Source organism: Phenylobacterium sp., assembly GCF_020402505.1.
Lineage (GTDB): Bacteria > Pseudomonadota > Alphaproteobacteria > Caulobacterales > Caulobacteraceae > Phenylobacterium.
The window spans coordinates 1-8,341 of the sequence record NZ_JADBZL010000099.1; the positions used below are offsets into that span (position 1 = coordinate 1).

Annotated in this window: 11 protein-coding genes and 1 pseudogene; 7 read left to right on the forward strand and 5 right to left on the reverse strand. The window is 69.5% G+C overall.

Features of this window, described 5'->3' with window-relative positions; translation table 11 throughout:
- On the reverse strand, positions 1-937 hold a 937-nt coding region (locus tag IM632_RS07645; protein ID WP_296552186.1), incomplete at its 3' end, for a KpsF/GutQ family sugar-phosphate isomerase.
- The gene (locus IM632_RS07650) at positions 934-1,206 is read right to left on the reverse strand and encodes a hypothetical protein (RefSeq protein ID WP_296504201.1); all 273 of its coding nucleotides are present in this window, start codon (positions 1,204-1,206) and stop codon (positions 934-936) included. The genes IM632_RS07645 and IM632_RS07650, both read right to left, overlap by 4 nt.
- Positions 1,207-1,317: 111 nt before the next feature.
- Here IM632_RS07650 and gpmA point away from each other — a divergent pair, with 111 nt between their 5' ends.
- Genes gpmA through IM632_RS07665 form a run of 3 tightly spaced genes read left to right on the forward strand, consistent with a single transcriptional unit; the run spans position 1,318 to position 3,797 of the window.
- Entirely contained in the window at positions 1,318-2,031 is a 714-nt protein-coding gene (gene gpmA, locus IM632_RS07655) for a 2,3-diphosphoglycerate-dependent phosphoglycerate mutase (RefSeq protein ID WP_296552187.1), read from the forward strand.
- 23 nt (positions 2,032-2,054) lie between these two features.
- Positions 2,055-2,474 (forward strand): riboflavin biosynthesis protein RibD, encoded by a 420-nt coding sequence (locus tag IM632_RS07660; RefSeq protein ID WP_296504204.1) that lies wholly within the window; start codon positions 2,055-2,057, stop codon positions 2,472-2,474.
- A gap of 60 nt (positions 2,475-2,534) precedes the next feature.
- On the forward strand, positions 2,535-3,797 hold the full coding sequence (locus IM632_RS07665) for a pentapeptide repeat-containing protein (protein WP_296498494.1): 1,263 nt from the start codon (positions 2,535-2,537) through the stop codon (positions 3,795-3,797).
- A 95-nt stretch (positions 3,798-3,892) separates the two neighbouring features.
- Here the strand turns inward: IM632_RS07665 and IM632_RS07670 are convergent, their stop codons facing one another.
- Positions 3,893-4,099 (reverse strand): hypothetical protein, encoded by a 207-nt coding sequence (locus IM632_RS07670; protein ID WP_296480350.1) that lies wholly within the window; start codon positions 4,097-4,099, stop codon positions 3,893-3,895.
- Positions 4,100-4,210: 111 nt separating this feature from the next.
- Between IM632_RS07670 and IM632_RS07675 the strand changes: the two genes are divergently transcribed.
- Complete coding sequence (locus IM632_RS07675) at positions 4,211-4,825, forward strand: TetR/AcrR family transcriptional regulator (protein ID WP_296480352.1); 615 nt, start codon at positions 4,211-4,213, stop codon at positions 4,823-4,825.
- Between the two features lie 223 nt (positions 4,826-5,048).
- On the opposite strand, the gene IM632_RS07680 is transcribed toward IM632_RS07675, so the two are convergent.
- A complete protein-coding gene (locus IM632_RS07680) occupies positions 5,049-5,501 on the reverse strand; it encodes an Hsp20 family protein (protein WP_293519813.1) in 453 nt (150 codons plus the stop codon).
- 219 nt (positions 5,502-5,720) lie between these two features.
- On the opposite strand from IM632_RS07680, the gene IM632_RS07685 reads away from it, so the two are divergent.
- Positions 5,721-6,041, forward strand: a complete 321-nt coding sequence (locus IM632_RS07685) for an SCP2 sterol-binding domain-containing protein (protein ID WP_296480356.1) — start codon at positions 5,721-5,723, stop codon at positions 6,039-6,041.
- Position 6,042: 1 nt separating this feature from the next.
- On the forward strand, positions 6,043-6,987 hold the full coding sequence (locus tag IM632_RS07690) for an alpha/beta hydrolase (RefSeq protein WP_296480359.1): 945 nt from the start codon (positions 6,043-6,045) through the stop codon (positions 6,985-6,987).
- Here IM632_RS07690 and hisN read toward each other — a convergent pair.
- Positions 6,984-7,796 carry a histidinol-phosphatase gene (hisN, locus tag IM632_RS07695; protein ID WP_296480361.1) on the reverse strand — a complete coding sequence of 271 codons (813 nt, stop codon included), beginning with the start codon at positions 7,794-7,796 and terminating at the stop codon, positions 6,984-6,986. The two genes, IM632_RS07690 and hisN, sit on opposite strands and share 4 nt — an antisense overlap.
- 108 nt (positions 7,797-7,904) lie before the next feature.
- Here hisN and IM632_RS07700 point away from each other — a divergent pair.
- Positions 7,905-8,341, forward strand: a pseudogene (locus tag IM632_RS07700) (lipid A biosynthesis acyltransferase); the annotation flags it as partial.

The window sequence follows — 8,341 nt, forward strand, 5'->3', positions numbered from 1 at the left end:
GGTCGTGGACATGCAGTATGCCCACCGGCCGGCCGTCATCGAGGACGAAGAGGACGTTCACCGCCGGCGGCGGGTCGGTCATCAGGGCCAGGGCCTCGGAGGCGAGCTGGCGGGGCCCGACCACCTTGTTGGGCCCGGGCGTCATGACCTGGCCGGCGGTGCGGCCCATCAGCCCCTCCATGTGCCGGCGCAGGTCGCCGTCGGTGACGACGCCCAGCAGCCGCCCGTCCGCGCCCTGGACCCCGACGCAGCCGAAGCGCTTCTCGGTCATGACCAGCAGGGCCTCGGCCATGGAAGCGTCGGGAGGGACAAGGGGCACCTGGTCGCCGGCGTGCATCAGGTCGCCCACCGTGCGCAGCATGGCGCCCAGCTTGCCGCCTGGGTGGAAGGTGCGGAAGTCCCCGGCGGTGAAGCCCCGGCGCTCCAGCAGGGCCACCGCCAGGGCGTCGCCCATGGCGATCTGCAGGGTGGTGGAGGTGGTGGGGGCGTTGACCTCGCCTGTGGCCTCCTCCGCTGTGGCCAGGGCCAGCACCACGTCGGCGGTGCGGCCCAGGGCGCTGTCGGCCGCTGCGGTGAGGGCGATGAGCGGGATCTCGAAGCGACGGGAATAGGCCAGGACGTCGGCCAGCTCTCGGTTTTCCCCCGACTTGGACAGGGCCAGGATGACATCGTCGCGGCTGATCATGCCCAGGTCGCCGTGGCTGGCCTCGTTGGCGTGGACGAAGGTGGCCGGCGCCCCGGTGGAGGCGAAGGTGGCGGCGATCTTGCGGGCCACGTGGCCGGACTTGCCGATGCCGGTGCAGATGATGCGGCCGCGCGCGGCGGCAAGGATGTCCACGGCGCGGGCGAAATCCGCATCCAGGGCGGCGGCCTGCTGCTCCAGGGCGCCGGCGGCCTGGCGCAGGACCCGGCGGCCGGTCTCGATGGCGGCGCTCACTTCGCGGCGTCCGGGGCCGGGGCGGGCGCAGGCGCGCCCTCGGCGACGGCCCGGGCGGCGGCGACGGCCTCGCGGGCCTTCTGCAGGCGGGCGTTGTTGGCCTCGGCCTCCCGGCGCATGGCGGCCTGGACCTCCGGGCGCTGCTGGACCGGGACCGAGCCGAAGGGGCCGGGCGAGCGCGCGCCAAGGCCCTGGGGCCAGACCATGGCCAGGGCGATGAGGGCGGCGGCGACCAGGGCCAGGCCGCCGAAGAAGACGCGGTCGCTCATGGCCTCCTCTTAACGCCTCGCGGGCCCGGAGGCCACACGCGGCCGCGAGCCGGCCTTGACGCGTCCCTCCGCCCGCCCTAGCCCGGATGCGAAATCCGGACGGAGACCGCCATGCCCACCCTGATCCTCCTGCGACACGGCCAGAGCCAGTGGAACCTGGAGGACCGCTTCACCGGCTGGGTGGACGTGGACCTGACCGCCGAAGGAGAGGCCCAGGCCCGCAAGGGCGGCGAGCTGATCAAGGCGGCTGGCCTGCAGGTGGACCGGGCCTATACCTCCGTGCTGACCCGGGCCATCCGCACCCTCTGGCTGGCCCTGACGACGGCGGGCCAGACCTTCGTGCCGGAAACCAAGGACTGGCGGCTGAACGAGCGCCACTATGGCGGCCTGACGGGCCTCAACAAGACCGAGACCGCGGAAAAGCACGGCGCCGAGCAGGTGCGGATCTGGCGGCGCTCCTATGACACCCCGCCGCCGCCCCTGGCGCCCGGGGGCGAGTGGGACTTCGCCCGCGACCGCCGCTATGCCGGCGTAGTCCTGCCGGACACCGAGAGCCTGAAGACCACCCTGGAGCGGGTGGAGCCCTACTGGACCGCCGAGATCGCCCCAAGGCTGGCGGCCGGCGAGACCGTGCTGGTGGCGGCCCACGGCAACTCCCTGAGGGCCATCGTCAAGCTGATCTACAGCCTGTCCGCCGACGGGATCATGGAGGTCGAGATTCCGACCTCGAACCCCCTCGTCATCGACCTCGACGCGGGCCTGAAACCGCTGACCGCCCGATACCTGGACGCAGACAGGGCCCAGCCCGTGCCGAAGGCGCCTTGAATCGCGAGGCGGAGATCGCGGCCATGCGCCGGGCGATCGCCCTGGCCCGGCCGGGGGTGGGCCGCACGGGCGACAATCCGTCCGTCGGCTGCGTCCTTTTGGGTCCGGAGGGGCCCGTCGGGGAGGGCGCCACCGCCGAGGGCGGGCGGCCCCACGCCGAGGAGCTGGCCCTGGCTGCGGCCGGGGCGGCGGCGCGCGGCGCCACGGCCCTGGTGACCCTCGAACCCTGCGCCCGGCGCTCCCTTCCGGGGACCTCCTGTACGGACCGGCTCCTCGCCGCCGGTGTCCGACGGGTGGTCATCGCCTGCCGCGACGCTTCGGTCTTCGCGGGCGGCGAGGGCGAGAGCCGACTGCGAGCGGCAGGCGTGGAGGTGGAGACTGGCTTTCTGGAGTCGGAGGCCTTAGTCCTGTACGCTCGATATCGGCCAGCGCCGCAGGGGTAAACCGGGCGGTAATCGCCCAGTGAGAGTCTCTTCCTTCCCAAAGGGGGTGCAGTCCAACCCATGTCGCCGCCCACGAGCCACCTGAAGGATGCTCCCGTCCTCTCGCAGGCCGAGGCCGACCAGATCTGCCGCAAGCACATGATCTTCATCTCCGGTCGTCCTGGCGGGCTCAGGGCCAGCCTGGCCTGGTGCGACCTCTCCGGCCTCAACCTGGCCGGGCGCGACCTCTCGGGGGCGGACCTGACGGGCGCCCTCCTGTTCGGCGCCGACCTCAGCGGCGCCAAGTTGGACAGCGCCAATCTCTATGGCGCCGACCTGCAGAACGCCGACCTCAGCAAGAGTTCCTTGCGGCGCGCGGACCTGCGGGGCGCCTGCCTGCGAAACGCCAACCTCAGCGAGGCGGATCTGTTCGAAGCGGATCTTCGGGTAGGGGCCGTGGCGGTGGGTGACCGCAAGCTGGGCTTCAAACTGGTCGAGCATGTCAATCGCAGCCCCGATGAGGAGCAGGATCCTGACCGGATGAGCGCCGGTGCTGCGCGGTCCCACACCGCAGACATGGAGTCCGTGCGTGCGGATTTCAGCGGGGCGATCCTCCGCCGCGCCCGGCTGACCCGCGCTCTGCTCAAGCAGTGCGTGATGACGGGGGCGGACCTCACGGGCGCAGACCTCTCCCAGGCGGACCTGCGGGGCGCCGACATGCGGGACGTGGTGTTGCTGGGCGCCATTACCCAGGCCTGGGATATCAGCAAGGCGGACCTGAGGGGCGCCCTCAGACAGGAGGCGACCGCTCAGGTCTCTGACCAGACGTCGCTGGAGGTCCAGGTGCGTGAGCACGAGCGCTGGTGCGCCACAGGGGGCAAGTCCGGAATTCCGACGGTGTTTGACGGCCTGGACCTGCGCGGTCTGAGGAGCCTGAGGGGGTACAATCTGACGGCGGTTTCGGCCCGCCGCGCCATCTTCTACGGGCTCGACATGGAGGGGGTGCAGTTGCAGGGCGCCCGGCTCGACGGCGCCGATCTCCGGGGCTGTAACCTGAGGCGCGCTGATCTCCGCGGGGCAAGGCTCACCGGGGCCCTGCTGGCTGACGCCGATCTGCGGGCCGCGCGGCTGGACGTCCTGGTGCTCAGTGGTGACCGCTTCATGGCCACCGACATGACCTCGGCGGATCTGAGGCGGGCGAATCTTGCGGGCGCCGACCTCAGGGGGGCGATCCTGAACGACACTGACCTGCGGCAGGCGAACCTCACGGACGCTAACCTCAAAGACGCCGAGGTCGCCTTCCGGGAGACCTACGGCCTGAAGGGTGGGCCGACGCCAGGCTAGGCGACTTTCCGACCCGCGGGAGCCGATGGCCGCGAGGCGATCCGGGGCCGGGGGCGCTCGACTCCGCTGGCGTCGAGGTCGGGCGGGATTTCTGACTATGCGCGGCTCGACAGCCGGTTGAACACCGGAGCCAGACGCTTCCATTGCCACATGGCGGCGCCGGTCAGGAGCAGGCCAACCGCCACCATGCGGGCCGCAGCCGTTGCCGCCGGACTTTCGATGAGAGGCGAGAACACAAAGGCGCCCAGATAGACCCCGCCGAGAATGTGCACAAAACGCAGGAACTTTCGGAGCTTAGGCATGGCGACAGGTTTCCCCAGATCAATGTGAGCGACAGTTACATACTCGAGTTGTGCGGATCGGTCTGTCAAGCTAAATGTGAGCGCTCATCACATAAGGCTGTCCTTGGGCAAATGACGAAGCGTAAAGGGTATCATCACGGCAATCTCCGAGCCGGCCTGGTCGCAGCGGGGTTGGAGCTGGTGCGCAAGAACGGCGCCTCGGCGCTGACGACCCGCGCCTGCGCACAATGGAACGGCGTCTCCTCCTCCGCCGTATTCCGGCATTTTCGCGATCGCCGTGCGCTTCTCAGAGCCGTCGCCGCGGAGGGCTTCGCAATGCTGGCGCGGACAACTGCGATCGATGATCCGGCACTCACCCGTCAGGATCGTCTTCTCGCGATCGGCGGGGCCTACCTTCGCTTTGCGATCGAGGAGCCAAACCTGTTCCGCCTGATGTACGGCGCCGACGCGCAGGACACGGCCGACCCCGACCCCGACCTCGAGGCGGCGGCGGATCCTCTACTCGCACAAACGGCTTTCGCGGCGGGCGCAGAGGGCGATATGAGCGACGCCCGCACGCTTCTGGCCTGGAGCATTGTTCACGGGCTGGCGATGCTGACGCTCGACAATCAATTGGAGGGCCTCGTACCGAGCGATCCACGGCAGCGGGCGGAGCGGCTCGAAGCCATCCTCGTCCATGCCCTGCCCTTGTTCGCGGACGTCGGTCGCAGTGAGCGGAGGGGATGATGAGAGCTCTATCTGGTCGCTCCGATCGCCGATGCCGGGAAAGAGCTTCGGCATGATCGCCCGTCGTGAATCCGGCGCGCTCACCAGAGGCCAATGAGGAGGGGCGAGACCGTTTGAAACTGAAGGCTCGGACGGGGTCAACCTAATCAGAATCCTGACCACGTCCCAAACGGGCGACGTCCGAAGACGCCGCCCGCCGGAAGTGCGGCTGGTCTGTTGGCCGTCAGGCGGCCTTCTCACCCTCGATCAAGGGGGCGGAGGCGGTGGCGATTTCGATTCGCCGGGGCTTCAGGGCCTCGGGCAGCTCGCGCCGCAGGGCGATCGACAGGAGACCGTCGGCCAGACGGGCGTCGGCGACGATCACATAGTCGGCCAGCTGGAAGCGGCGTTCGAAGTCGCGTTCGGCGAGGCCGCGGTGGAGGAACCGGCGCTCGGCGTCATTGGCCGCCTTGCGGCCCTGTACCGTGAGCAGGTTCTCCTTGACCTCGATGTTCAGTTCATCCGCCCGGAAGCCGGCGACGGCGATCTCGATGCGGTAGGCGTTCTCGTCGGTCCGCTCGATATTGTAGGGCGGATAGCCGGTCGCCTGGTCCACCGAAGCGGTCTCCAGAAGCTGGGCCAGGCGGTCAAAGCCGACGACGGAACGATAAAGGGGGGAAAAGTCAATCGTGCGCATGTGCGTTCACATCCTTCTTGACGAAGCAAGGTTGCGTTTTGAGTTTCGGGACCTGTGCGCGCCGAAGCCTCGCACCGCCCGGAAGGCCCGGACATCCGGCGCCTTCGGTCAAGACATGGGTGTCTGCGGGCAGGGTTCAAGGGGGCGTCCGCTGACCCGCCAGGCGTTTACAAGCCTACCGGGGAACGGCATTGCAGGAGGCGAGGGGGAGGCGAACCCATGGATGAACTGACCGAACTGACCGACAAGGTGCGGGCGCACTTCCAATCCGGAGGGGCGGGCCTCGACCGCTCCATCCGTCTCGACCTGAGGGGCGAAGGGGTCATCCGGGTGGAGGGCGCGACGGTGACCAACGTCGCCGATCCGGCGGACCTGGTCATCAGCGTAAGCCGCAAGGACCTCGAGGCCCTGGCGCGAGGCGACCTCAATCCCATGACCGCCGCCATCACAGGAAGGTTGAAAGTCTCCGACATGGGACTGGCCATGTCGCTGATGCCTCAGGTCAAGGCCCTGCTCGCCGCTCGCTCGGGAGAGGCCTGACATGGACCGTGCGGCGCCGCTGACTGAGCTTTCCGATGCGCCCGTCCCGCCGCGCGGCGGAGCGGAATGGTTCGAGGGCGAAGGCGGGGCGCGACTGCGCGCCGCCCTGTTCCGCCCCGAGGGCCGTCCCCGCGGCTCGGTCATCCTCTCGACGGGCCGGACCGAGGCCATCGAGAAGTATTTCGAGGTGGTGCGTGACCTGCAGGCGCGCGGCTTCGTGGTCCTGGTCAACGAGTGGCGCGGCCAGGGGCTGTCGCATCGTGATCTGCCCGATCGCCTGAAGGGCCACGCCCTGGGGGCGGAGACCTACCTTGCCGACTACCGGGCCCTGCTGGTCGCCTTCGAGGCCCGGCTGCCCAAGCCCTGGATCGCCATCGGCCACTCCATGGGCGGCTGCCTGACCCTGATGGCTCTGGCCCGTGGCCAGGCGCCCCGTTTCGCCGGCGCCGTCCTTTGCGCCCCCATGCTGGGTCTGCGCCTGCCGCGCTTCGCCCGCGCCCTGGTGGCCCTGCGCCTGCTGACCGGCCGCGCCGGGGACTGGGCCCAGCCTCCGGGGGATCCGGCCAGCGAACCTTTCGAAGGCAATGTGCTGACCCGCGACCCCGCCCGCTACAAGCGCGGCAAGGACCTCATCCGGGCCAATCCCGACCTCACCCTGTCCTCGCCGACCTGGGGCTGGCTGGATTTCGCCTTGCGCGCCACCGCCTGGCTCGCAAAGGGCGAGAACCTGAAGGGGGCGACCCTGCCGGTGGTGATTGTCTCCGCCTCGGCGGACAAGCTGGTCAACAACGCCGACCAGAAGGCCATCGCCGCCTGGCTCCCCGCCGGCGAGTTCGTCTCAGTGGAGGGCGCCGAGCACGAAATCCTGATGGAGACCGATCCCCTGCGCGACCAGTTCTGGGCCCACTTCGACGCCCTTGCCGACCAGGTCGCGCCGAAGGCCTAGTCGGCCGCCGACTTCAGGAGGGGCAGGGCTTCGTCCAGGCAGGCCCGGTCGCCGGCGACGACGAGTTGGCCCCCGTTCAGCCCGATGGGCATGCCGTTCCAGTCTGTCGCGACGCCGCCGGCCCCCGCCAGGAGGGGCGCTGCGGCTTCAATGTCCCAGCACTTGCAGGCCCGGGACTCCAGGACCAGGTCGATCGCTCCCGCCGCGACCATGGCGTAGGCGTAGGCGTCGCACCCCAGGCGGGCCAGCCGCGCGGCGGCGCGGACCCGGTCCCAGGCCGCCTTCTCGTCCGCGCCGAAGTAGGCGATGGGGTCGGTGGAGGCGATGGTCGCCGCGGAAAGCCCGAAGCAGGGGCGAACCCGCAGCGGCCGGCTCTCCCCGCCCCGCACCAGGCGAGAGCCCTCAGGCGAGCCGATGAAGACCTCTCCAAGGTAGGGCTGGCCGATTGAGGACAGGACAGGCTCCCCCCGCCAGCGCAGGCTGATGAGAGTGGTCCAGACCGGCAGGCCGGCGATGAAGGCCCGGGTTCCGTCGACAGGGTCCAGCACCCAGACGAACTCCCGGTCGGGACGGTCCTCGCCGTACTCCTCGCCGATGACCCCGTGCTCGGGGACCACTTCCGCCAGGCGCCGACGGATTGCGGCCTCAGCGCCGCGATCGGCCATAGTCACCGGGTCAAAGCCCGTTTCTCCACCCTTGTCCTCCAGACCGTGGTCAGACCGGAAAAGGGGCAGGATCACTTCTGCAGAGACCCGGTTAAGGTCGAGGAGAAGCTCTTCAAGGCCGGGAATGAGCTCAGGTTTCATCATAGCCCAATCTAACCTTGGCCGGCTCGCAAGGTAAGGCGCCGCCGATGAGGTTGTCGCGCCGCCAGCCCTCGGATTGCGGCCCGTGCGACGGACGCGCTAAGGTCGGGCGTGGCGGACTCAGCGCGACCCTCTCGGCTTCAGGATCTGGTCTGGCGCCTCGAAGCCCTGGCCTTCGACGCCGTGACCTTCCTCGCCCGGCTTTTTCCCATCGACTCCGTCTCGGACTTCGGGGCCGCCGTCGTGGGCGCCCTAGGGCCCCTCACCTCCACCCACCGCGTGGCGGAGACCAACATCCGGATCGCCTTCCCGGATATGGCCGACGCGGAGCGCGAGGCCCTTCTGAAGGCCCAGTGGCGGGCCCTTGGCCGGTGGGCGGCGGAGTTCCCCATCCTGGACAAGATCATCGCCGATCCCTCCCGCGTGGAGGTGGTCAACGCCGGACGGCTGGAGTCGATCGCCCGAAACCACGAGAGCGTCGTTTTCATTTCGGGACATTTTTCCTCGATGGAGATCATGCCGGCGGTGATCATTCATGCCGGTATCAC